At 72.3% G+C, this 24092-nt stretch carries 20 protein-coding genes and 1 pseudogene; 9 read left to right on the forward strand and 12 right to left on the reverse strand.

Annotation, left to right across the window (positions count from 1 at the left end; translation table 11 throughout):
* Positions 1 to 236: 236 nt before the first annotated feature.
* Positions 237 to 1820: an FMN-binding glutamate synthase family protein gene (locus tag AB0M92_RS10665; RefSeq protein ID WP_366101733.1), complete on the forward strand. Its 1584-nt coding sequence runs from the start codon at positions 237 to 239 to the stop codon at positions 1818 to 1820.
* Between the two features lie 83 nt (positions 1821 to 1903).
* A complete protein-coding gene (locus tag AB0M92_RS10670; protein WP_366101734.1) occupies positions 1904 to 3631 on the forward strand; it encodes a thiamine pyrophosphate-dependent enzyme in 1728 nt (575 codons plus the stop codon).
* Between the two features lie 163 nt (positions 3632 to 3794).
* On the opposite strand, the gene AB0M92_RS10675 is transcribed toward AB0M92_RS10670, so the two are convergent.
* Entirely contained in the window at positions 3795 to 4634 is an 840-nt protein-coding gene (locus AB0M92_RS10675) for a class I SAM-dependent methyltransferase (RefSeq protein ID WP_366101735.1), read from the reverse strand.
* A gap of 262 nt (positions 4635 to 4896) precedes the next feature.
* Here AB0M92_RS10675 and AB0M92_RS10680 point away from each other — a divergent pair, with 262 nt between their 5' ends.
* Entirely contained in the window at positions 4897 to 5055 is a 159-nt protein-coding gene (locus AB0M92_RS10680; protein ID WP_366101736.1) for a hypothetical protein, read from the forward strand.
* A 145-nt stretch (positions 5056 to 5200) separates the two neighbouring features.
* Positions 5201 to 7678: pseudogene (locus AB0M92_RS10685) on the forward strand (SpoIIE family protein phosphatase); the annotation flags it as partial.
* A 114-nt stretch (positions 7679 to 7792) separates the two neighbouring features.
* On the opposite strand, the gene AB0M92_RS10690 reads toward AB0M92_RS10685, so the two are convergent.
* From AB0M92_RS10690 to AB0M92_RS10705, 4 genes are all read right to left on the reverse strand, one after another.
* A complete protein-coding gene (locus AB0M92_RS10690; RefSeq protein WP_366101737.1) occupies positions 7793 to 8131 on the reverse strand; it encodes an STAS domain-containing protein in 339 nt (112 codons plus the stop codon).
* The gene (locus AB0M92_RS10695) at positions 8128 to 9414 is read right to left on the reverse strand and encodes a SpoIIE family protein phosphatase (RefSeq protein WP_366101738.1); all 1287 of its coding nucleotides are present in this window, start codon (positions 9412 to 9414) and stop codon (positions 8128 to 8130) included. The genes AB0M92_RS10690 and AB0M92_RS10695 overlap by 4 nt, the downstream gene beginning before the upstream one ends.
* The gene (locus tag AB0M92_RS10700; protein WP_366101739.1) at positions 9414 to 10217 is read right to left on the reverse strand and encodes an alpha/beta hydrolase; all 804 of its coding nucleotides are present in this window, start codon (positions 10215 to 10217) and stop codon (positions 9414 to 9416) included. Before AB0M92_RS10700 ends, AB0M92_RS10695 begins: the two co-directional genes overlap by 1 nt.
* A gap of 221 nt (positions 10218 to 10438) precedes the next feature.
* Positions 10439 to 12277: an IPT/TIG domain-containing protein gene (locus tag AB0M92_RS10705; RefSeq protein ID WP_366101740.1), complete on the reverse strand. Its 1839-nt coding sequence runs from the start codon at positions 12275 to 12277 to the stop codon at positions 10439 to 10441.
* A gap of 505 nt (positions 12278 to 12782) precedes the next feature.
* Here AB0M92_RS10705 and AB0M92_RS10710 point away from each other — a divergent pair.
* Positions 12783 to 14015, forward strand: a complete 1233-nt coding sequence (locus AB0M92_RS10710) for an MFS transporter (protein WP_366101741.1) — start codon at positions 12783 to 12785, stop codon at positions 14013 to 14015.
* 40 nt (positions 14016 to 14055) lie between these two features.
* Here the strand turns inward: AB0M92_RS10710 and AB0M92_RS10715 are convergent, their stop codons facing one another.
* Entirely contained in the window at positions 14056 to 14403 is a 348-nt protein-coding gene (locus tag AB0M92_RS10715) for a nuclear transport factor 2 family protein (protein ID WP_366101742.1), read from the reverse strand.
* Complete coding sequence (locus tag AB0M92_RS10720; RefSeq protein WP_366101743.1) at positions 14396 to 14995, reverse strand: TetR/AcrR family transcriptional regulator; 600 nt, start codon at positions 14993 to 14995, stop codon at positions 14396 to 14398. Before AB0M92_RS10720 ends, AB0M92_RS10715 begins: the two co-directional genes overlap by 8 nt.
* An 800-nt stretch (positions 14996 to 15795) precedes the next feature.
* Here AB0M92_RS10720 and AB0M92_RS10725 point away from each other — a divergent pair.
* The gene (locus AB0M92_RS10725; RefSeq protein ID WP_366101744.1) at positions 15796 to 16071 is read left to right on the forward strand and encodes an isoamylase early set domain-containing protein; all 276 of its coding nucleotides are present in this window, start codon (positions 15796 to 15798) and stop codon (positions 16069 to 16071) included.
* A 103-nt stretch (positions 16072 to 16174) separates the two neighbouring features.
* On the opposite strand, the gene AB0M92_RS10730 is transcribed toward AB0M92_RS10725, so the two are convergent.
* From AB0M92_RS10730 to AB0M92_RS10740, 3 genes are all read right to left on the reverse strand, one after another.
* Positions 16175 to 18007 (reverse strand): glycoside hydrolase family 15 protein, encoded by a 1833-nt coding sequence (locus AB0M92_RS10730; protein WP_366101745.1) that lies wholly within the window; start codon positions 18005 to 18007, stop codon positions 16175 to 16177.
* 197 nt (positions 18008 to 18204) lie between these two features.
* Positions 18205 to 18642: a VOC family protein gene (locus AB0M92_RS10735; protein WP_366101746.1), complete on the reverse strand. Its 438-nt coding sequence runs from the start codon at positions 18640 to 18642 to the stop codon at positions 18205 to 18207.
* A gap of 69 nt (positions 18643 to 18711) precedes the next feature.
* Entirely contained in the window at positions 18712 to 19278 is a 567-nt protein-coding gene (locus AB0M92_RS10740) for a histidine phosphatase family protein (protein WP_366101747.1), read from the reverse strand.
* A gap of 235 nt (positions 19279 to 19513) precedes the next feature.
* On the opposite strand from AB0M92_RS10740, the gene AB0M92_RS10745 reads away from it, so the two are divergent.
* On the forward strand, positions 19514 to 20908 hold the full coding sequence (locus AB0M92_RS10745; protein ID WP_366101748.1) for an alpha/beta hydrolase: 1395 nt from the start codon (positions 19514 to 19516) through the stop codon (positions 20906 to 20908).
* 87 nt (positions 20909 to 20995) lie between these two features.
* Here AB0M92_RS10745 and AB0M92_RS10750 read toward each other — a convergent pair whose 3' ends face one another.
* A complete protein-coding gene (locus tag AB0M92_RS10750) occupies positions 20996 to 21616 on the reverse strand; it encodes a TetR family transcriptional regulator (RefSeq protein WP_366101749.1) in 621 nt (206 codons plus the stop codon).
* 82 nt (positions 21617 to 21698) lie between these two features.
* On the opposite strand from AB0M92_RS10750, the gene AB0M92_RS10755 reads away from it, so the two are divergent.
* Positions 21699 to 22226, forward strand: coding sequence for a cupin domain-containing protein (locus AB0M92_RS10755; protein WP_366101750.1), 528 nt, complete (start codon positions 21699 to 21701; stop codon positions 22224 to 22226).
* An 11-nt stretch (positions 22227 to 22237) separates the two neighbouring features.
* Here AB0M92_RS10755 and AB0M92_RS10760 read toward each other — a convergent pair whose 3' ends face one another.
* Positions 22238 to 22780, reverse strand: coding sequence for a MarR family transcriptional regulator (locus AB0M92_RS10760; RefSeq protein ID WP_366101751.1), 543 nt, complete (start codon positions 22778 to 22780; stop codon positions 22238 to 22240).
* Between the two features lie 129 nt (positions 22781 to 22909).
* Here AB0M92_RS10760 and AB0M92_RS10765 point away from each other — a divergent pair, with 129 nt between their 5' ends.
* Entirely contained in the window at positions 22910 to 24040 is a 1131-nt protein-coding gene (locus AB0M92_RS10765) for an NADH:flavin oxidoreductase (protein WP_366101752.1), read from the forward strand.
* Positions 24041 to 24092: the final 52 nt, after the last annotated feature.

Here is a 24092-nt window from a genome sequence, read left to right on the forward strand (position 1 = left end):
GAGACCCTGCCCGGTCCGGCTCCCAGAATACGGTCGGTGCGGGCGGGCGGAGGACGCACCAGCGCCCCTCGGAGAGAACCGATCGGCTCCCGCTCCGCCTTCCCGCTCCGGCGACGCGCGGCCGTCCGGCTCGTGCCGGCGCAGTCCCTGCCCGCCTCGGGCCACGAGGTGGTGCCGAAGCCTGCACGCGCACCCCGTGGGCGGTTGACGGGGAGACTTCGGGACAGAAGCTCGGGGTGCTGAAGATACCTCTCGTGGTCCTGCTCGTCCTGCTCGCCGCCTGTGCGTCGGCCGCCGCCGCCCTGGCCACGCCCTGGTTCGCGGCCCTGGCCGTCCCCCTGGCCCTGCTCGCGCTGGTGGCCGTACACGACCTCGTACAGCGTCGGCACTCGATCCTGCGGAACTACCCGCTGCTCGGGCACCTCCGCTTCGCCCTGGAGGCCCTGCGGCCGGAGATCCAGCAGTACTTCGTCGAACGGAACTTCGACGGCCGCCCCTTCGACCGGGACACCCGGAGCATCGTCTACGAGCGGGCCAAGGGGACCGACGCCGAGGAGCCGTTCGGCACCGAGCTCGACCTGTACCGGCCCGGCAGCGAGTACCTCACGCCTTCGATGGCGCCGCGGGCGGTGCGCACGGATCCGCCCCGGGTACGGATCGGCGGACCCGACTGCACCCGCCCGTACGACATGGCCCTGCTCAACGTGTCGGCGATGAGCTTCGGCTCGCTGTCGGCCAACGCCGTACTCGCCCTCAACTCCGGCGCGCGGTCGGGCCGCTTCGCCCACGACACCGGTGAGGGCGGGCTGTCGGAGTACCACCTGCGCCCGGGCGGGGACCTCGTCTGGGAGATCGGCACCGGCTACTTCGGCTGTCGGACCCACGAAGGGGACTTCGACGAGCGGCAGTTCGCCCGGAAGGCCGCGTACGAGCAGGTCAAGTGCGTGTCCTTGAAGATCAGCCAGGGCGCCAAGCCGGGTATCGGCGGTGTCCTGCCGGGAGCCAAGGTCAACGCCGAGATCGCGGAGGTCCGCGGTGTCCCGCAGGGGAAGACGGTCGTGTCACCGCCGTTCCACCGCGTCTACTCCACACCGCGCGAGCTGGTGCGCTTCCTGGCCCGCATGCGCGAACTCGCCGACGGCAAACCGGTCGGCTTCAAGCTCTGCGTCGGCTCGCGCCGGGAGTTCCTCGCCGTGTGCAAGGCCATGCTGGAAGAGGGCACCGCGCCGGACTTCATCATCGTCGACGGCTCGGAGGGCGGAACGGGCGCCGCACCGCTCGAATTCGCCGACCACGTCGGCCTGCCGCTCGGCGAGGGGTTGATGACCGTGCACAACGCCCTCGTGGGCACGGGTCTGCGCGAGCGGATCCGCATCGGGGCCAGCGGCAAGGTCGCCACTGGCAGTGACCTGGTCAAACGTCTCCTCCAGGGCGCCGACTACACCAATGCCGCCCGCGCCATGATGTTCGCGGTCGGCTGCATCCAGGCGCAGCGCTGCCACACGAACACCTGCCCCGTGGGCGTCGCCACCCAGGACGAGCGGCGCGCCCGCGCCCTCGACGTCGGCGAGAAGGCGCAACGCGTGCGGCGCTTCCAGGAGGCCACGGTCAAGAGCGCCTTGCAGATCATGGCGGCGATGGGAGTCGACGAGCCGTCCGGGCTGCGCCCGCACCAGCTGGTACACAGGGTGGATCCGCACACCGTCCGCTCCTACGCGGAACTGCACGAGTGGCTCACACCGGGACAACTGCTCGCATCGGCGCCCGAGAGCTGGGCATCCGACTGGCGGGCGGCCGACCCGGACCGCTTCACCCACTGACACCCGCTGACACCCGCTGACACCCACTGACATCGCGCCGGCCCTCGCCCCGGGGGCCGCACTCCGGACCGAAGGGCACTCCTGTGGCACGTACCGTCGCCAACGTGATCGTCGACGCACTCAAGGAACTGGGTGTCCGGCACGTCTTCGGCGTCGTCGGAGACGCCCTGAACCCCCTGACCGAGGCCATCCGCACCACCGACGAGCTGGACTGGGTCGGCTGCCGGCACGAGGAGGCCGCGGCCTTCGCGGCCTCGGCGCAGTCGCAGCTGTCCGACACCCTCGGGGTGTGCATGGGCACGGTCGGGCCGGGCTCCGTGCACCTCCTCAACGGGCTCTACGACGCGGCCAAGAGCCGCACGCCGGTCCTGGCGATCTGCGGGCAGGTCCCGCTCGCCGAGATCGGCAGCGACTACTTCCAGGAGGTCGACAACGACCTGCTCTTCCGCGACGTGGCCGTCTACCGCGCCACGGTCACCTCCCCCGACCAGATGCCGCGGATGCTCGAATCGGCCGTGCGCGCCGCCGTCACCCAGGGCGGAGTGGCCGTCCTGACCGTGCCCGGCGACCTGGGCGACCGGGAGCTGGGCGAGGACCGCCCCACGCGCTTCGCCCTCGCCGCGCCCCGTACGCGTCCCGAGGACCCGGCCCTCGCCGAGGCCGCGGAGCTGCTGAACTCCGCCTCCCGCGTGACGCTGCTCGTCGGCCGCGGGGCGCGCGAGGCCCGTACCGAGGTGCTGCGGGCCGCGGAGCTGCTCGCCGCGCCCATGGTGCTCACGCTCAAGGCGAAGGAGGGCTTCGAGGGCGACAACCCCTTCCAGGTGGGGCAGACCGGCCTGATCGGCAATCCCGCCGCGGCGCACGCGCTCGACGGCGGCGACGCGCTCCTGATGCTGGGCACCGACTTCCCCTACCGCGACTGGTACCCGACGGGCTGCAAGGTGGTTCAGGTGGACACCCGTGCGGAGCACCTGGGCCGCCGGGTCCCGGTCGACGTGGGTCTCGCGGGCGACGTCGGGGCCACCCTGCGCGCACTGCTGCCGCTGCTGGAGGAGGCCTCCGACCGTACGCACCTGGACGGCTCCCGGGAACGGTTCGCGCGCTGGGAGGAGGGGCAGCAGCGGCTGGCCGACCCCGGCCACGAGCACCGCTGGACCGGCAAGCTGCGGGCCGCACTGGACAACCGGGACCACGAGATCCGCCCGGAGGCCCTGGCCGCCGCGGTGGACCGGTACGCCGACGAGGACGCCGTGTTCACGTCCGACACCGGCATGGCCACCGTGTGGCTGTCCCGCTTCGTCGGCATGCGCGGAAAGCGGCGGCTGGTCGGCTCGTACAACCTCGGCTCGATGGCGAACGCCATGCCGCAGGCCCTCGGGGCCCAGCTCTGGGCGCCCGACCGGCAGGTCGTCGCCTTCTGCGGCGACGGCGGGCTGAGCATGCTCCTCGGGGACCTGATGACGATCAAGACGTACGGGCTTCCGGTGAAGCTGGTCGTCTTCGACAACCGCCGGCTGGGCATGGTCAAACTGGAGCAGGAGCAGGCAGGACTGCCCGAGTTCGGAACGCAACTCGACAACCCCGATTTCGCCGCCGTCGCCACTGCCCTCGGTCTGACGGGGATCCGGGTCACCGATCCGGCCGAACTCCACGACAGCGTGCGCCGGGCCCTGCGGACGCCGGGACCGGTCCTGCTGGACGTACTGACGAACCCCGAGGAAGTGGCCGTGCCGGGCAAGCCGACCGTGGCCCAGGGGTGGGGCTTCGCCATCGCCAAGGTCAAGGAGACGCTGTCGAGCCGCGAGGGCTGACGGAGCACCGGAGCCGGCGGGCCATCGTCGCGCCGGCTCCCGTCGCCGGCACGCGCGGCGCGTCGCTCCGGCCCGTCGGCGGTCACCATCGGGTACCGGATGCGCACCACGTCGGGTACCCCTAGGGGGTGTCCGCAAAGTCCCGCCCGTCCCGCGGCGCCCCCTAGGCTGCGGCGCCGCTCCTGCGCGCGGTGAACAGGAGGTACTCCCACTCCATCGCCCCGTCCTGGAGTGCGTCACGCGCTAGCTCGTCCAGGGCCCGGTCCAGGGCGGCGCTCTTCTCGGGAGCGTCGGCGACGTTCCGGTAGACCGCGATCGTCGGGCCGTAGGCGGCCTTGAAGAACTCGCGGAAGTCCGCAGGCTCCGCGAAGCGGTCCACGCGCACGGTCTGCCGTCGCGCCTCGACCCCGGTGACGCGGTCGCCCAGGAGGGCGCGGACGTGCTCCTCCTGCCCCCACAGGGGCGGCGGCTGCGCCCCCGGGGGCGGCGGTGGCGCGTACGCCTTCATGGTGGTGAACATCCGTCCAATGAACCCCTCAGGGGTCCAGCTGATCAGCCCGACGGTGGCGCCCGGACGGCAGACCCGGAGCAGTTCGTCGGCGGTTTGCTGGTGGTGCGGGGCGAACATGACCCCGACGCAGGACATGACCGTGTCGAACTCTTCGTCGGCGAAGGGCAGCGCCTCGGCGTCGGCCACCTGCCAGCGCAGCTCGGCGCCGCGCGCCGCCGCGTCCCGTCGCCCCACGTCCAGCAGCTCTGGCGTGAGGTCGGAGGCGATCACGTCACCGCCGGCCAGCGCGGCCGGAATGGAGGAGTTGCCCGACCCCGCGGCGATGTCGAGCACCCTGTCGCCGTGCTTCACCCCGCAGGCCTCGACCAGGACGGGGCCGAGGGCCCCGACGACCTCCTTGGCGACCGCCGGGTAGTCGCCCAGCGCCCACATGCTCCGGTGCTTCGCCTTGAGCGCGCGGTCAGCGTCGCGCGCGTCCGCCGTGTCGGTCATGCCGTCCGCCTCCTTCGCGTACAAAATCCCCACTTCCTTCGAGCATAGGAACCCGCTCGGAACGCGGCCCGGCGACAGCCGCCGGTTCCCGGTCGCACCACGGGACGGGCGGGGTGACGATGGGCAGGCGGACCTCGCTCGCGCCCGCGATCGCGGCCCCGCTCTCCGGCGGGGGGACGGCTTGGTGCGTGCGGAGCGCGGCCGGGGGCGCAGGCGCCGGGCGTGCGGACGCGACTCCATCGCCCACGCGTAGGGAAAGCCCATGAAACGGCGTACACGTCCGCTCGTCCTCGATCCCCTCGCGGCAGCCTCGCTCGTGGCCGCCCCCGCCGCCCTCGCGGCGGTCCCCCAGTCTCCGCCGGCCCGGTACAGCGTCCGGCAGGGCGGCGAATGGACCCGGTGCAGCGGCTTCAACGGCTGAGGCGCGGGAGCGCACCGCGCACCCGCGTCCCGCCGCGGCGGCACCTCAGCGGCGTCGGCGACACCGGCGCTCGGCCCCTCCTGACTCGCGCCGACGGCACGAGGGGCGACAGCATGGAGGGAGGGCGGTCGAGAGCGGCTGCCCGCGCAGGAGGGCGTTACAGATCGTGACCAGGCAGCGCTTTGCGTTCTGCGGGGCGGAGCTGGCCGCTGTCTACGTGCTCTCCGACGGGCGCAGGGAACTCCATCTGGCCGAGATGACCGGGAACCGCTCCATGCTCTACGGACTGCCCGCGGTCCTCTCCGTCGACGGGCACTCCCCGGCCGCCGAGGCCTACCGGACGGGCCGCCCGCTGTGGCTGACCCCGAAGGCACTCGCCGCCTACGTGGAGGAGGACCCGCACCACTTCCCCGGACGGGTCGGGGACGACTCCGTCAGGGCGTCGCCGGCCAGACTCTCGCTCGGTGCCCTCCCGCTCGGGCACGGCGCCAGGGAGCTGGGCTGCCTGGTCGTGGCCGGCGAGGTCACCGACGGCTTCAGCAGTGACCGCCGGAGCCTGCTGGAGCTGTACGCCGACCAGGTCGCCGCCGGACTCGAATCGGTTGCCGCCCACGCGCCGGGGCGTACGGCCCCGCGTCCCGTACCGGGACACACACTGGTGCCGATGCGGGGAGGCGCCTTCATCCTGGACCTCGCCTCGGGCCGCATGGAGGCGCACGCACGCGTACTGGAGCTGCTCGGCATCCCGCCCGACCAGTTCGAGGGCACCGTGGAGATGCTGCTCGCGAGTGCCGTGCCGGACGACGTCCCCGCGCTGATGGCCGTCTTGGAGCCGGACGGGCTCACGACGGATCCGCAGCAGCTGGCGTTCCGCATCCGCAGGCCGGGAGGTGAACTGCGCTGGCTGGGGCTGCGGTGCCGGGTGATGACGGACGACGAAGGCACCCCCTCGCGCGTGCTCGGCGTCGTGGCCGACGCCTCCTACCTGCGCCCGAGTGCCGACGAGGTGTCCATCGTGCAGCGGCTGTCCACCAAGCTGGCCGGCGCGACGACCATCAGGGACGTCAGCCAGATCGTGGTGAACTCCCTGCGCGACCCCCTGGACGCGAGCCGGGTGGCGGTCGCCGAGCTGGAGGCCGACCGGCTCGTGATCACCGTGCTCGACCCTCCCGAACCGCGAGCCTGGCCGGGCATGTGGCGTTCGGAATGGCGATCCGAGTGGCCGGACGCCTCGATGCACGACCTGCCCACCCTGCAGAACGCGATCCGGGAGGGCCATGTCAGCCTGTGGCCGCCGGGTGCCGACCTCGAACCCGCTCTCGCGGGCATCGGGCCCGGTGGGCTCGCCGTCCTGCCCCTGCCCGCGGACGGCCGGATGGTCGGGGTCTGCCTCGTCGGATGGGACGGTGAGCACCGGTTCGGGCCGGAGGAGCGCTCGCTCCTGACCGCCACCGCCGGGCTGGTGGGGCAGGCCCTGACGCGCGCGCACGCCCTGGACGCGGGCCATGAACTCGCCACGATGCTCCAGCGCAGCCTGCTGCCGCGCAAACTGCCTTCGCTCCCCGGCGGAACGGCCGTCGCCCGGTACCTGCCCGCGACCATGGGGCTCGAAGTGGGCGGCGACTGGTACGACGTCATCCCGCTGAACGACGGCCACGTGGCGCTCGTCATCGGCGACGTGCAGGGCCACAGCGCCGGCGCCGCGACGATCATGGGCCAGATACGGACGGCCGTGAGGGCCTACGCGGTGGAGCGGCATCCGCCCGACGTGGTCATCGCGAGGGCCAACCGGCTCCTCGTCGGCATGGAGACGGACCTGTTCGCCACGTGTCTGTACGTGGACCTGGACATGGAGGAGGGCATCGCCTGGTTCGTCCGCGCCGGCCACCTGCAACCGATCCTGCGCCGCCCGGACGGCCGCGCCGAGGAGCTGGCGGTCGAGGGAGGGCCGCCCCTGGGAGTGGTCACGGACGCCGAATTCCCCATGACGGAGGTCGGCCTGGCCCCGGGCAGCGTGCTGGCCCTGCTGACCGACGGCATGGTCGAGTCGTCCAACGTCCGCCTGGAGGACGGCATGCGCCGGGTGTGCGACGTACTGGCCACGGCGGACCCGGCCGACCCCGGGATGATGGCCGACGAGCTGCTCGCGGGCGTCAACCGTCGGGACGACGACGTGGCGCTGCTGCTCCTGCGCTACGACGGCACCGACATCCGGCCGATGCGGTCGAACTGGACCGTCTGGCGGCTCCCCAACGCCGTCCAGCACGCGCGCCGCTTCGCCGCGCGCACCCTGCGCTCGTGGGGCGTGGAAGAGGAAGTGGACGTCGCCTTGCTGGTGGTGTCCGAGCTGGTCACCAATGCGATCGCCCATACGCAGGGAGAGGTCCGGCTGGATCTGACCCTGTCCGCGGACCGGCTGCGCATCGCCGTGAACGACGCCTCGCCGCGCAGCCCGGTCAAGCCGGCGGCCGTCGACTGGTCGGCTACCGGGGGCCGCGGGCTCCTCATCGTCGAGGCGACGACCGCGTCGTGGGGGTCGGTACCGCTCAGCAGCGGCAAGCAGGTGTGGGCCGAGGTTCCGCTGGCGCCGCGCGAGCGGCTCGCGACCGGCGGACGCTCTTGACGCCGAGTCCGGTCGATCGCCGCCGGGGCGGCTTCGACTCGGTTCCGGTGCGGCGTCTCGGTGCGGCCTCTCGGTGCGGCGCCTTCGTTCGACAGGGTGGGGTGCGGTCGCCGTTCACGTTCGCATGGCGGTCTCCGCGTCGGGGTGGATGGCGAAGACCTGGTCCAGGCCCACCAGACGAAGGACGCGCAGGGTACGGGCGGGGACGGCGGCGAGGGCGATGCCGGCCCGGTGGGCGAGGGCATGGTTGCGGGCGGCGATCAGGGCGCTGATGCCGCTGGAGTCGCAGAAGTCCAGGTGCGCGAGATCGATGATGAGCCGCTCGTCCGGGTGAAGGGTGAGGGTGGTGAGGAGCTCGTGGAGCCGGGGGGCGGTGGTGTAGTCGAGGTTGCCGGCGACCTGGAGGAGGGGACCTGTCGCGGCGTCCAGAACGGTGGTGCGCAGCGGGCTCATGTCGGTGTTCCGGTCGCGGGGGCGCCGAGGGCGAGGAGGGCGGTGTCGTCGTCGAGGCCGTCGCCGAAGTCGTCGAGCAGGGCTGCCAGCGCCCGGACGACGGCCTGCGGCGGCTTCCCGGCCTGGCCGGCGGTGAAATCGCGTAGGGCCTCCTCCCCGTACAGGGCGCTGCGGTCTCGGCCGGTACGGGCTTCGGTGATGCCGTCGGTGTAGAGCAGAAGCGTGTCACCGGGCGCGAGGACGGTCGTGGCGGAGGTGAAGTGCGCGGCGGGCAGGATCCCCACGAGGAGGCCGCCGGGGGTGGGCAGGAAGGAGGCCGTGCCGTCGGCGCGCAGGACGAGGGCCGGAGGGTGACCGCCTGCGGCGAGAGCGATGGCGACCCGGCCGGTCGCGGGGTCGTGTTCGAGGGTGCCGAAGATGGCCGTGCAGTAGCGCGGGTCCCCTCCGCCGTACCGCTCGTGCAGGACCTCGTTGAGGATGGCCAGTGCGGATGCGGGCTCCGGGTCGTGCAGGGCGGCGGCCCGCAGGGTGTAGCGCGTCAACGAGGTGACGGCAGCGGCTTGGGGCCCCTTGCCGCACACGTCGCCGAGGAAGAACCCGTAGCGCTTTCCGTCGATGGGGAAGAGATCGTAGAAGTCGCCGCCGAGGCGGTCCGGGGACGCGGTGCGGTAGTGGGCGGCCGCCTCCACCCCGGGGATACGGGGCAGGGTGTCGGGCAGCAGCGAGGCCTGGAGCACTGCCAGGGCGTCCTGGAGCCGGGCCCGGTCGGCTTCGGCTTCGCGGCGTGCTTCCTCCGCCGCCTTCCGCGCCCGCAGGAGCTCTTGTTCGTAGGACCGCCGGTCGCGGGCGTCGAAGACCGTGGTGCGGATCAGCAGCGGGTCTCCGGATTCGCCGTGTTTGACGACGGAGGAGACGAGCACGGGCAGCCGGCCCCCGTCGGCCCTCTTGATCTCCAGGGCGATCCCGCCGACCTCGCCCTGCATGCGCAGGAGGGGCGCGAGATGCGTTTCGTGGTAGAGCCTGCCGCCGACGGTGAGCAGGTCCGTGAACCGTCTCCGCCCCACCACTGCTTCCCGTGGGAGGCCGAGCCAGTTCAGCAGTGTGGCGTTGATCTTCGCGATGGTGCCGTCCATGAGGGTGGACAGGTAGCCGCACGGGGCGCTCTCGTAGAGGTCCTCGGCACTGTCCTCCAGCATCGCCGCGAACACGACCTGGGGTTCTTCGCCGCCTTCTTCCTGGTTGTCGGCCTCGTGCGGCCCCGACAGGTGCCCGGTGCCGCACATCACCGCAGGCCCGCCAGGAAACCGGCGAGGGCCGTGTTCGTGGCTTCGGGTGCGGACAGGTGGGGGCAGTGCCCGGTCGCGTTGAGGGTCACCAGCGTCGAACCGGGAATCGCCTCGTGGACGAAGGCGCCGACCTCGCGGGGTGCGATGACGTCCTGGGTGCACTCCAGGATCAGCGTCGGGACGTTCACCTTCTTCAGGTCTTCCCGGGAATCCGACAGGAAGGTGGCGCGGGCGAAGACGCGGGCCATGTCGGGGTCGGTGGCGCAGAAACTGTTGGTCAGTTCCTCTCCGAGCTCGGGCCGCTCCGGGTTGCCCATGATGGCGGGGGCCATGGCGGCGGACCAGCCGAGGTAGTTCGACTCCAGGGAGGTCATCAGCTCGTCGATGTCCTCGGCGCTGAATCCGCCGTGGTAGTCCACGTCGTCGATGTAGCGCGGGGAGGGAGCCACCATCGCCAGCGCCCCGATGCGTTCCGGTGCCGTCTCGGCGGCCAGTACTCCGATCATCGCGCTGACCGAATGACCCACGAACGTCGCGTCGCGCAGGTCCAGCGCCTCACACACCTCGACGACGTCCCGGGCGTAGCCGCCCAGGGACGCGTAGCGGGCTTCGGAGAACGCCGACAGGTCGGAGCCACCCGCTCCGACGTAGTCGAAGAGCACCAGACGGTAGTCGTCGGCGAGCGCGGGCACGGTGAGCCGCCACATGTTCTGGTCGCAGCCGAACCCGTGCGCCAGCACCACTACGGGCCCTTCCGGGTTGCCCGTGACGGTGACGTTGTTCCTTCTGGCGATATCCATGACGGCAGTCTCGCAGGGCCTGCCCCCGGACGGTGAACGAGCCGGAACCACCGCGGGTCCCGCCCGGCCCCTTTCTGCACGGGTCGCCGGGCAGTGGCTCCTGCCCGCCGAGGTGGGACCGAGCCCCGTGCGCCGCCGTTGAGCCTGTGCCCGGGCGCAGTCCCCGGGCACGCGCGCGGGGCGTCGTTCGCCTCCGGCGCCGTGCCCGGGTCCGCGGCGCGTCAGGGGCAGGTGGCCAGGAGGACGGAGACGACCGTGCAGGTGGCGGTCGCGCTGTCGTTGAGAGGGTTGGGGTCGGCCGGGGCGGACACCGTGCGGGTGGCGGTGACCGAGACGCGGCCCAGCGAGAGCAGGCTCAGCGGCACCCGGAAGGACTTGGCCGAGGTGGCGCCGGCGGCGACGGTTCCGTAGGCGCAGGTCACGGTGGTCCCCATGGCCGTGCATCCCGAGGCGAGGGAGGTGGCCGAGGAGCCCGGCGGCAGGGTCGCGGTGAGGGTGGCCGAAGTGACCGTACCGGGACCGGTGTTGTGGGCGGTCAGGGTGTAGGTGAGGTACGGGACGAGGAGGCTCAGGCCCGGCTGCGCGGCCAGGTCCACGTCGATGTCGGCGGGCGGGAGCTGGTAGGTGTAGCGGGCCGCGGGGGACGCGGCACTGGTGCCGCCGGGGGTGGTGACCTGCACGTCGACGGTGCCCGCGGCGTGCGCGGGTGCGGTGGCGGTGCAGGTGGTGGCGGTGCAGGACAGGGCGCCGGCCGGGCTGCCGGGGCCGAAGGTGAGCGCCGTGGCGCCGCTCAGGCCGGTGCCGTGGACCGTGACGACGGTTCCGCCGCCCGTGGTGCCCGAGGTGGGGCTGAGCGAGGTCACCACGGGGACGGGGAGGTAGGTGTAGCGGGCGGCCGGGGATGCGGCGCTGGTGCCGCCGGGCGTGGTGGCCCGGATGTCGACCGTGCCGGTGCCGGCCGGGGCCGTGGCGGTGCAGGAGGTCGGGGTGCAGGAGACGCCGGTGGCGGGGTTGCCCGGGCCGAAGGTGAGGGTGGCGCCGGTCAGGTTGGTGCCGGTGAGCGTGACGGGCGTACCGCCCGCGGCGAGGCCGGTGTCCGGGCTGACGCCGGTGAGCGTGGGCGCGTCCGGGAGGAAGGCGAACACGATGCGGCCGTCCCCGGCGTTGGCCCCCTCGGTGAGGGTGACCGGCGAGCCGGACAGGGTGCCGGAGACCAGGCTGGATCCGCCGCCTCCACCGCCGCCCCCGCCACCGGTGGTTGCGTACCGGCCGCCGGCTCCGCCCCGGCCGCCACCGCCGTACCCGGCTCCGCCGCGGCCCCCGGCGCCCGTCGGGTTGTAGACGCCCTGTGCGGCGGAGCCGCCGGTGCCGTTCGGGTAGGCGCCGGGAGAGCCGTTCGCGCCCTCGTTGTCCGTGCCCGGTCCTCCGGTGCCCGCCGTTCCGCCGGCGGTGGCGGTGCCCGGGCCGCCGCCCGTACCGCCCTGTGCGTCCGGGACCAGGCCGTTTCCGTCGGCTCCCGCGCCGCCGCTGTCACCGCCGGCGCCTCCCCGGTAGGACGGGGAGCCGATGCCCGGACCTCCGGCGCCACCACCCGAACCCGCCGTCAGCAGCGGGGAGTTGGTTTCGGTGGTCACTGCGACGAGGGCGCCGCCCGAACCGGGCGCGCCGAACTGCGGATTCGCCGCGGCATTGGCGCCGCGTCGGCCGACGGTGACGTTGAACGTCTGTCCGGGGATCGCGGGGAGCGTCGCCACGAGGTGCGCGCCCTTGCCGCCGGGTGTGCCGTCGTAGGCGTTGCCGCCGCCGGCGCCGTCGAGGGTGACCACCGCGCCGGCGGCCCCTTGGGGCACGGTGAGGCTTCCGGAGCCGCCCGCCGTGCAGGTGATCGTGGTGATGCCGTCCGCGACGGCCGGGGCGGCGCACACCCCTTCGGCGGCCGCCGGTAACGCCAGGGCCGTGAGGCCGCCCGCGGCGAGCGCGGACGACGCGGCCAGGGCCAGCAGCCGATCGCGCCATCGGGGCCTTGGTCTCGGTCCGTGGAGTACCGCTTTCGATGACATCGTTCGTCTCCCCCTCTCAGTTCCGCCCGGCGGCGACCGGAGGCGAAGTCTCCCGGGAAGCCGCTGCCGGGCGCTCCGGCACGACGAACCGAGCGCCGTTCCCCACGGCGCGGCTGCGTTCGCCGGTACCGCCGGGCCACTCGCGGGAGCGGGGGCCCGGCGACAACGGCGGAAGCATCGCAGCGGGCGGCGCGCGCCGCGGGAGAAACGCGAAATCGCGTCCCTTCCCGTGCCGGGAGAGGTAGGGGACCGACCGGCGAAGGGCCCGCGCAGACCACGGCGCGGACCGTACCCCCGCCCCGCTCTCCCGTCGTCGACGCCGACCCGGACGCCGCACAGCCCTGGCCGGCCACGGCGTGCGTACCGGGCCTGACGCCGGCCGAGCGCATCCGCGCCGAACCGCCGATGACCATCGGGGAGCCGGCGGCACCCGGCGCCCCACTCGCCGAAGCACTGATGGCCCAGTCCGGGCGACGGGCCGGACGAATTCGCTTTGACTGGCGGAATGGAGACGGAAGCGAAACCTCCCGCCGGGGCGTACCGGAACCTCGCCGTCGCTACGGTCGGCTTCGCCCTCACCTTCTGGGCGTGGGACCTCATCGCCCCGCTGGCGGCCGGCTACAAGGACCGCCTGGGCCTGAGCGACTTCCAGCAGGCGGTGCTGGTCGCCGTCCCGGTCCTGGTCGGGTCGCTCGGCCGCATCCCGGCCGGCGCGCTGACCGACCGCTACGGCGCGCGCATCGTCTTCCCCTCGGTCTCGGCGCTCACGATCGTCCCGGTGCTTCTCCTCATTCCCACCCGAGACAGCTACGGATGGGTCCTCCTGGCCGGGTTCCTCCTCGGCCTGGGCGGGACCACGTTCGCGATCGGCGTGCCGCTCGTGAACTCCTGGTTCCCGCCCCACCGGCGGGGCTTCGCCCTCGGTGTGTTCGGCATGGGGACCGGAGGTGTCGCCCTTTCCGGATACTTCACGCCCCGCATGGCGGCACACGGCGAGAACCTCCCCTTCCTCGTCGTCGCGATCGCGCTGGCCGTCTTCGCCGTCGCCGCCGCCTTCCTCATCACCGACCGGCCCGACCGGCCCGTGCCCACCGCCCCGCTCTCCGCCCGGCTGGCCCGAGCGGGGAGGCTGCGGGTCACCTGGGAGCTGTCCGGCCTGTACGCGATCGGATTCGGCGGGGTCGTCGCGTTCGGCGTGTACCTCCCGACCTACCTCAAGACGTGGTACGAGCTGTCGCCTACCGACGCGGGCACCAAAGCGGCCGGCTTCGCCCTGGTCACCGTCGTCTTCCGGCCGGTCGGGGGCCGGTTGTCCGACCGGTTCCACCCGGCCGTCGTCACCTCCGGGGCACTGGCCCTCGTCGCGCTCTTCGCGGTGGTCCAGGCCTTCGATCCCCCGCTGTACCCCCTGGGTACGCTCGCCCTGCTCCTCATGGCGGCCGGCCTCGGGGCGGCCGGCGGCAGCGTCTTCGCCCTCGTCTCGCAGGTGACACCGCAGGAACGGGTCGGAAGCGTCACCGGAATCGTCGGCGCCGTGGGCGGCCTCGGGGGGTTCGTTCCCCCGCTGCTGATGGGCGCCGTCTACAGCGCGAAGGGCTCGTACTCCATCGGCTTCATGCTCCTGTCCGACCTCGCCCTGGCGGGCTGCGTGTACGCCTACGGCCGGATGCGGAACCTGGAGCCCTCCTCGGCAGGATCCGCCCGGGGCCCGCTCCCCGGGCCCGGGCGGCGCCCCTAGGGGGTGTCGGCGGCGTGCTCGGCGAGGCTGCGGGAACCGCTCAGGCGGGCAGGAAGAACCCGGTGATGTCGGCGAGTCGGCCGTCGCGGTGGAGGGCGGTGCTCACGCCCGCCATGGCGGGTTCACCCTGCTCGCCGAGCTGGGTCCATCGTGCGAGCGACCGGTCGTGGTGTTCAAGTACTTCGTCGATGCGGAACCGGTGACCCGGGAAGGCTCCGGCGAATCCGGTCATGTACGCGGCCAGCTCGGTCCGCCCGCCGACCTCCGTGCCCGGGTCGCGGTAGGCGACGTCGTCGACCGTGACCTCGCCGAGTGCGGCGAGCCGCTCGCCGGGATCGGCAGACCAGCACGCGGCGTAGTTCTCCCAGAGCAGCTGTGAGTCACTCATTGCCATCCTCTTTCTCGCGGCCGATCGACGCCATCGCGCCGTCGGTGATCGTGTGCAGTTTCGTGAGGGGCGTGCCGGCCCGGACCAGCACCAGCAGGCCTTGGTAGAGCGCCAGCAAGTGGGCTGCCGACGCCTCGACCTCCAGATCTGCGGACAGCAGGCCCAGGGCGCGGGCGCGCGTCAGGGCTTCGGCGAAGCCCGACTCGATCGTCTCCAGTCCCCGGTGGACCGCGTCGGCGGCCTGCGGGACGGTGAAGGACTCCACGGCGGTGTTGGTGAGCAGACAGCCCGGATCGGGGCCGGGTCCGGTCTCGAACGCCGAGGTGAAGAACGACCGGATGCCCGCCACGGGATCCGCCGGGTCCAGGAGGTGCTCCCGGACCCGGCCCTGGACAACCTGGTCGTTGTAGGCGTCCAGGGCGGCGCGGAACAGGCCGTCCTTGCTTTCGAAGTTCCGGTACAGGCTGCCCGGGTGCAGCCCGGTCGCCGCTTCGATGTCCCGCAGCGAGGCGCCGAGATAGCCCTGGCGTCGGAAGAGCCGCATGGCGCAGGCCAGGACCTCTGCCTGGTCCCAGAGCTGTCTGCGTCCCACGGGCACCTCCATAGTTGAACGATCGCTCACAAAAAATAGCACGAGTGGCCGCCCGGCTCAATGATCATCCGGCAGCAGGACGAACGGCCCGCGCCTGAACGGCAGATGGTCCACACGGAACCTGCTCCGCAGACCGGGAGACAGCCGGGGACCGTCGAGGCGCGCTGGGCTTCCGCCCACCATCGGCGGGGAGTTGCGGACCGGCCTGGCTGTCGAAGGGTTCGCAGCGAGCGCCGGCCTCGGGCCAGAACCGGGCCGTGAACGGCGGCCGGTCGAGGCCGTCGAAGCAGCGCATCGGGAAGGAAGGGGCAGAGGTCCTCACCCGGGGCGGGGCCGCCGTCGCCACGGCCGGAACACTGCGTCGTACCGACTCCGGGACGGTGCGGCCGTGGCGCGTCGGCCGCGGCACGCCGGACGGGGAACGGACGGGGAACGGACGGGGACCGGACGGGGTCCGGACGGGCTCCTTGCCCGAACGGCGTACGCGTACCCGCTCCGTGCGGGCGGCGCGGGCCGGGCCGTGGCACGGTGGCAGGGCGAGGCGAGGTCCACGCACGCGGGGCCCGGCCGGCGAAGAAGCCACCCCGGCCGGGCCCCGCACCGCACCGGACCCGGGACCGGCGCTCCTCCGGCGAAGGCGGCCCATCGCCACCGCCCGCCCCCACCGGCGGGAACCGGAAGGGTGACCGGCTCCGGGGCCATCCGTCGCGCCCCGCCGCGGCCGGTCGGCCGCAGCACACGCGACGAGGCCCGAGCCCGCCCGCCCAACCACCCACCACTGCCTACGGCTGGAGAACACCGTGCTGGAACGCAAGACGGCCAAGGGCCGCACCAAGGTCACCTTCGTCCTCTCCGAAAGCGACCCGAACGGCCCGGTCAGCGTGGTCGGAGACTTCAACCACTGGAACCCGGCCGCCCACCCCCTCCAGCCGCGCGGCGACGGCACTCGCGCCGCCGAGGTGTCCCTGCCCGCCCACAGCGCGCACTCCTTCCGCTACCTCGCCGCCGGCGACTACTGGTTCAACGACGAATACGCCGACGGACACGACGGGACCAACAGCCGCCTGCACACCTGACCCCCGCGGGGGCGGGCTCAAGGCGATCTTCGAACGCCCCGGTGGCCCGCGCCCGGCGGAAGGTCGCACCGGCGGCCGGGCCGGGCCGGGTCCGCCGGGGAATTCAGCCGAGCGCGCGGTCGAGGTTGAAGGCGGCGCTGATCAGCGAGAGGTGGGTGAACGCCTGGGGGAAGTTGCCCAGTTGTTCTCCACTCCGGCCGATCTCCTCGGCGTAGAGCCCGACGTGGTTGGCGTAGGTGAGCATCTTCTCGAAGGCCAGCCGGGCTTCCTCCAGACGTCCGGCGCGCGTGAGCGCCTCGACGTACCAGAAGGAGCAGATCGAGAACGTTCCCTCGGAACCCCGCAGACCGTCCGGGCTGGCCTCCGGGTCGTAGCGGTAGACGAGCGAGTCGGAGACCAGATCCGTGGTGAGCGCGTCCAGGGTCGAGAGCCACTTCGGGTCGGTGGGCGAGATGAACTTGGCCATCGGCATCATCAGCACCGAGGCATCGAGTACGTCGTCCCCCAGCCCTTGGACGAACGCTCCGCGCTTCGCCGACCAGCCCTGCCCCATGATCTGCCGGTAGATCGCGTCCCGGCTCTGCTGCCAGCGGAGAAGATCGGCCGGCAGGCCGCGCCGGTTGGCCATCCGGATGGCCCGTTCGATCGCCACCCAGCACATGAGCCGCGAGTACACGAAGTTCCGCCGGCCGCCCCGGGTCTCCCAGACCCCCTCGTCGGGCTGGTCCCAGTGGTCGCAGAGCCAGTTCACCACCGCGTCGACCTCGTCCCAGCGGTCACTGCTGATGGGCTGGCCCCACTTGTCGTACAGGTAGACGGAATCGATCAGCGCGCCGTAGATGTCCAGCTGGAGCTGTTTGGTGGCGGCGTTCCCCACCCGCACCGGAGCGGATCCCAGGTGCCCTTCGAGGTGAAGCAGCTCCGATTCGGGGAGGTCGGTCCGCCCGTCGATGCCGTACATGATCTGCAGCGGACCCGTGGGGCCGACGCCCCGCATGATGCCCCGGTCGGACAGGAAGCCCATGAACGCCTCGGCCTCGGTCGTGAAACCCAGGCGGAGCATGGCGTAGGTGGCGAAGGCGGCGTCGCGGACCCATACGTACCGGTAGTCCCAATTGCGCTCGCCGCCGACCCGTTCGGGCAGGCTGGTCGTCGGCGCGGCCACGATCGCACCGGTCGGCACATAGGTGAGCAGCTTGAGCGCCAGCGCGGAGCGGTGCACCATCTCCCGCCACCGGCCCCGGTAGCGCGAGCGGCCCAGCCATTGGCGCCAGAACCGGACCGTCGCTTCGAACTGCTCCTCCGCCTCGGCGCGCGGACACGCCTGCGGGCGGACGTCATCGCCGATCTTGTCGAGGGCGAAGACCACGGACTCGCCTTCGAGGAGTTTGAAGTGCGACCACACGTCCGTGCCGTCGCTTTCCAGCGGCGCGGTGGAGGTCAGCGCCAGTGACAGCGACGCAGACTCGAAGACGGCCTCGTGAACCTGCGCGCGTACGGTGTGCGCATCGGCGCCGTAGCCGAAGCGAGGGGCTATCCGCGCCTTGAAGGGGAGGGTGCCGCGGACGCATATCACCCGCCGGATCAGCCGGTGCCGGGACGCCTCGCGCGACTCGTCGACGACCGGCATGAAGTCCTGGATCTCCGCCACCCCGTCCGCGGCGTAGAACCGCGTGATCAGGACGTTGGTGTCGGGGAAGTAGAACTGCCGTGTCCGCGCCGGCACGTCGGCGGCCAGCTCCCACGATCCGCCCTTGTCGGCGTCGAGGATGGAAGCGAAGACGCTCGGTGCGTCGAAGCGCGGGCAGCAGTACCAGTCGATCGTGCCGTTGGTCCCCACGAGCGCGGCGGTACGAAGATCACCGATCAGGCCGTGCTCGGAGATCGGCAGATAGCGTGCGCCGTCCACTCCCCCGAAATCGCTCCCGAACTCCATGCCGACCTCCCTGCCGTCTCGCCATGAGCAGGTGCGCGGGAATCAAGAAGACCTCGTCCCTCATGGTAGAACGCTCCCGGATTCCGGCGCGGCGATCACAAGAGCGGAGGTGAACAATTGTTCGTATATCATTGCGGTCCGCCGCTTCGCACGGTGATGGTCGCAACCGGCAGCGGCCGGACCGGCCCGATCGGGCGTCAGTTCCTCTTCAGTTCCTCGGCGAGCATCACGAGGATGCCGCTGGGACCGCGGAGGTACGTGAGCTTGTAGACGTCCCCGTAGGTCGCCACACCGCGAAGCGGAAGGCATCCGTGCTTCGCCGCTGTCTCAAGGGCCTCGTCGATGTCGTCCACGGAGAAGGCGACGCGGTGCATGCCGATCTCGTTGGGACGAGTGGGCTCCGACTCGATCGCTTCGGGGTGGATGTACTCGAAGAGCTCAAGGCGGCCGTGGCCGTCCGGCGTCTGGAGCATCGCGATGTGGGCGTGATTGCCGTCAAGGCCCACAGCGGTGTCGGTCCATTCCCCACTGACCGTGTCACGGCCGACGACCGTGAGGCCGAGGTCGGTGAAGAAGGAGATCGCCGCTTCGAGGTCGCGAACGGCGATGCCGACGTTCTCAAGTTTGATGGCCATGCGTTGCATGGTAGCGAGCCCGAGCCGGGCCGATCGGGCGCACCTTGCCGCGGACCCGCCCCCCTCCGGCTATCCCCGGGGTACGGCCATCTCCGTGAGCAGCGCGGCGCCCGGTCCGAGGCCGGACCAGGGGCCCGGCAGGCTCAGTACGCCCACCGCCGAGGTCGGGAACTTGGTGCGGACGCGCTCCAAAGCGTCCCCCACGGCCGCCCCGGCGACCAGCAACAGCAGGTCTTCCAAGCCCGGGTTGTGCCCGACCAGCAGCAAGGTGCCCACCTCGGGCGGGACTTCACGGACGACACCGAGGAGATCCCGCGCGTCCGCCGCGTACAGCCGTGGATCGTGCCGGACGGGCGGCATGCGGCCCAGCTCCGCGGCGGCCAGGTCCCAGGTGTCCCGGGCGCGGCGTGCCGGGGAGCACAGCACGAGATCCGGGAGGCCGAAGGAGCCGGCGAGCAGCCGGCCGGCCGCCGGCGCGTCGCGCAGCCCGCGGGGCCCGAGCGGACGGTCGTGGTCGGGAACCCCGTCCGGCCAGGCGCTCTTGGCGTGCCGCAGGAGCACGAGGCGGCGCGCCCTGCCTCCCGGCCCCGCGCCGTGTACGTCCTGAACCTCGGGTGCCCGGTCTCGATGCCTCATACCCCGAGCGTAGGGCCCGGGGCTGCGGACGGGTCCGTTCGCGTGTCGTCGTACGGGCAGGCCCGCTCCCCGATGGCGAAGCCGTCGGCGGCCGCCCGAACGGCCCAAGGGCGGTGGGGCGGGGAGCGGGGGCGCGATCTCCCTGTTCAGAGGCGGGTACGAGCGGTGGGCGGCTCGCTCCGGGCCGGGTGGTCCGGGAGGTCGGGGTGCCGGTCCGGCTCTACGCTCCGGTGCCATGAGCCCCGTACACGGCGATCCTCACTCCGGACCCACGCGTCGCTCCCTCCTCACCGCCGGCGCGGGAGCCGCGCTCCTGGCGGGTTGCGCCCGCGGTGGCGCCCCCGGCGCCCCGGCCGCGGCGACCAGCAGCCCGGCCGCGACCACGGCCGGCGGCCTCACCCCGGGCGCGATGACGCTGTTCAAGGACCCCGCGTACAACTTCAACGGGCTCCTAGCGCTCGGCGCCTCGGGCGCCGGCTCCGCGGAGGTCGGCGAGGTCCTGACGGCCGTGAACGCGATCAACGGAGCGGGGCTGACGGCGCAGTCGTACGTCAAGACGTTCCGCAGCCTCGGTGACCGGCTCATGGCGGCGCCTCCGGGCGCCCCCGCCGACGGCCAGACCAAGCGGTTCCGGGCCTTGCGCGCGGCCCAGTACTACGGCCAGGCGCTGTTCTTCGTGCTGGGTTCGGACGACCCCGGCAGCGAGGAGCAGCTCTACAAGGCGGGACGCGCCGCCTGGGACGTCTTCTGCGACCTGTGCGAGCCCGCCCCGGTGAAGGCGAAGGTGCCCTACGGGACCACACCGCTGCCGGTGTGGTTCTTCCGGCCCGACACGTCCGCCACTCCGCGCCCGACGGTGATCCTGACCAACGGCAGCGACGGGCAGAACGTCGACATGTGGACGTACGGCGTCCCCGCCGCCCTGGAACGGGGCTGGAACGCGCTCGTCTACGACGGACCCGGCCAGGGACAGCTGCTCTTCGTGGACCGTGTGGTGTTCACCCCCACCTGGGAGCGGGTCGTCACGCCCCTCGTCGACTGGCTGACGGCCCGTTCGGACGTGGACCCCGGCAAGATCGCCCTGACGGGCCTGAGCATGGCGGGCGACCTCGCACCGCGGGCCGCGGCGTTCGAGACGCGCATCGCCGCCCTGGTGGCGATGCCCGGCTGCGTGGAGCCGTGGCTGGGCTTCCCGCCCGAGATCCGGAAGATCCTCACCCCGGACAAGCAGCAGACGAACGACATCTGGAACAAGGAAGTCGTCCCCGAACTGCCCCCGGAAGCGGCCGATGTGATGAAGAAGCGGTTCGAGCCCTTCTCCGTGCCCGCGATGCTGGAAGCACGCCAGGGCAAGCTGTTCACCGACTTCTACACCCCGGCCAACCGCATCAAGGCGCTGTCCATCACGGACGTCGTCCCCCGCATCAAGGCGCCGACCTTGGTGCTGGATTACGAGGGCGAGCAGTTCTACCCGGGCCAGCCGCGCCGCATGTACGACGCCCTCACCTCGCCGAAGGACTACCTGAAGCTGACGGCGGCCCAAGGGGCGCAACTGCACTGCTCCCCCATGGCCCCGCAACTGCACTGCGAGGTCGTCTTCGACTGGCTCGACAAGACGCTGGGCTCCTAGCGGGAGCGGGGGTGGGTGCGGGCGTGGGTGCGGGTACGTGCGCGGGTGCGGGAGCCCCTTCGGCCGACCGGCCCACGAACAGACGGTTCACGATGTCGTGCCGACCGCTGCCACCAGCACGACCATGAGCTCGACCGCCTCGTCGTCCGTGAGCCCCTGCTCCCGGCACAGGGAGCGCCACGTCGTGAAGGCGGCGGCATGCCCGATCACCGCCCGCCGGACCGGGGCGTCGGCGTCAGCGTCGGCGTCGGGCCAGGCACCGGCCAGTACCTCGACGTACCGTCGGTTCATCCGTTCCCGGGCCTCGCGGATCGCCTGGGGTACGGCGTGCACGTCGCGGATGACGAGCGCCAGCATCTGCTCGCCCGCGCGATAGAAGCGGTAGAGGTCGGTGAGCCCGGCCGTCAGCCGCTCGACGGGACTGTCGAAGGCACTCCACGCCTCGGGCCGGGGCAGCTCCTGCCGCGACAGCCAGTGCCCCGAACACGCCGCGAACAAGGCGCTCTCATCCGGAAAATGCCGGTACACGGTCAGCCGAGTGACGCCGGCGCGGTCGGCGATCGCCGCGATGCTCGTCGACGCCGGGCCGACGGTGCCGTGCAGATGCACGGCGGCCTCGATGATGCGCTGTCTCGTCCGACCGACGTCCTCGGCGCGTTTGCGCATCTCGTAGCCACGCGGCCTGGTCGTGCGCTGCTGATCACTCAATTCTTGACGTCCTGGCGTACGCGGCGGAGACTTTTTAAGAGAACAGCAGTGTATCTCGAAATTCTGTCGAGGAGTGATCGCCATGACAGAGCCGTCGGCCCCGCCGGTCCCGCCGCTCACCGTCGTTCGCCCCGGCGAGGGCTCCGAGGGCTTCCTCGGTTCCATCGGGGTCGCCTTCAAGCTGTGGGGGCAGGACACCGGCGGCGCCGTATCCGTGGTCGAGCACCCGTTCCCGGTCGGGGCACTGGTGCCGCCGCACCTGCACACCCGGGAGGACGAGTACTCGATCGTGACGGAAGGCGAGATCGGCTTCCGTTCCGGTGACCGCGAAACCGTTCTCGGCGCCGGCGGCTACATCACCAAGCCGCGGGGGGAACTGCACACGATGTGGAACGCCGGGTCCGTCCCCGCTCGAATGATCGAGATCATCAGTCCGGCCGGGTTCGAACACTTCTTCCGCGAGATGACCGAGATGCTGGCGGACGGGCAGCCGCCGGCCGCGGACGCGGTACCGGTACTCGCCGCCAAGTACGGGCTCGTGCTCGGGCGCCCCGCCTGGCTGCCCGACGTCATCTCCAGGTACGACCTGACGCCCCCGCCCGGCCTCTGACCGCGGATGCCCTATTCCCGCGGCGCGGGCGCTGCCGATTCCCGCGGGACCGGCGGGTGGCATGCGGCGCGGGTGTCCCCTTCCTCCACGCGCGGCCAGTACCGCCCTCCGAGGGCTTCGGCGCTGCGGTTGAGCCGGACCAGGACGTCCTCCAGCTCCCGCACCTCCTCCGGGGACCAGCCCGCGACCACCCGGGCCAGGCAGGAGCGGTTGACCTCGCGATCCCCGGCGAGCCGGCGCCCGCCCTCGACGGTGATGCGCAGCTTGCGGGCCATGCCGCCGTCGGGGCACGGGACGCGCTCGGCCAGTCCGCAGCGCAGCAATGCCGCCGTCTGGCGGTTCACGGTGGAGGTGTCGAGCCCGAAGGCTTCTGCCAACTGCCCGATGGACATGGGGCCTTGTGTGTCGATCCGGCTGAGCAGCAGGTAGGCCGAACGCTCCAGGCGTTCGGGGTCGCGCTCGCGCCGGGCAAGCACTTGGTGCCGCGAGAGCAGCATCAGCTCCCGCTCAAGTTTCTCCAGCACGGCGTCTCTCCGCTCCTTCCGGCGCCCCATTATCGCCGATCCGCGGGCCGGCGGGCCCGTCCCGGCCACCGGGCTGCAATATGCATGATACATAAGATGTGTACTATGCACTTCTCGTTGTCACCCCGACGAGCCACAGCCTCAACCCGGAGGACCCGCATGACCCTCACCACGTCCACCGCCTCCCGCGCGGCCGAGATCCTGGCCCGGCCCATCACGCTGAACGGCCTGACCGTCCCCAACCGCATCGCGATGGCCCCGATGACGCGGATGTTCTCCCCCGGCGGCGTCCCCGGCGAGGACGTGCAGGCCTACTACGCCAGCCGGGCCGCCGCGGGCGTGGGCTTGATCGTCACGGAGGGCACCTACGTCGGCCACGACTCCGCCGGTCAGAGTGACCGGGTGCCGCGGTTCCACGGCGAGGACCAGCTGGCGGGGTGGGCGAAGGTCGCCGCGGCCGTGCACGAGGCCGGCGGCACGATCGTGCCCCAGCTGTGGCACATAGGCATGGTGCGCAAGCAGGGCGAGGCGCCGTACGCCGACGCCCCCGCCGTCGGCCCGTCGGGCATCCGCGTCGACGGCACCGAGGGGACCGGCAAGGCGATGACCCGCGCCGATCTCGACGAGGTCATCGGCGCGTTCGCCGACGCCGCCGAGGAGGCCGAGCGGATCGGCTTCGACGGCGTCGAGCTGCACGGCGCCCACGGCTACCTGCTCGACCAGTTCCTGTGGGAGCGGACCAACCGCCGCACCGACGCCTACGGCGGCGACGCGGTGGCGCGCACGAAGTTCGCCGCGGAGATCGTGACCGCGGTCCGCGAGCGCGTCGCGGCCGACTTCCCGGTGATCTTCCGCTACTCGCAGTGGAAGCAGGAGGCCTACGACGCCCGCCTCGCGCAGACCCCGGAGGAGCTGGAAGCGATCCTGTCCCCACTGGCGGCGGCCGGCGTCGACGCCTTCCACGCCTCCACCCGGCGCTACTGGCTCCCGGAGTTCGAGGGCTCGGACCTGAACCTGGCGGGCTGGACCAAGAAGCTCACCGGCCGGCCGACCATCACCGTCGGTTCGGTCGGCCTCGACGGCGACTTCATCCGCGCGTTCGCCGGGGAGGGCGCGGCCCTCGGTGACATCGACAACCTCCTGGACCGCATGGAACGCGAAGAGTTCGACATGGTCGCCGTCGGCCGGGCGCTGCTCCAGGACCCGCACTGGGCGGCGAAGGTCCTCGGAAACCGCTTCGACGAGCTGAAGCCGTACGACGCGGCGGCGCTCAAGTCGCTCAGCCGGTAGCCGGTAGCCGGTAGCCGGTAACACCAGGCCGCCGGAGATCCGGTCCGAGTAC

The organism is Streptomyces sp. NPDC051582, from assembly GCF_040681715.1.
Taxonomy (GTDB): domain Bacteria; phylum Actinomycetota; class Actinomycetes; order Streptomycetales; family Streptomycetaceae; genus Streptomyces.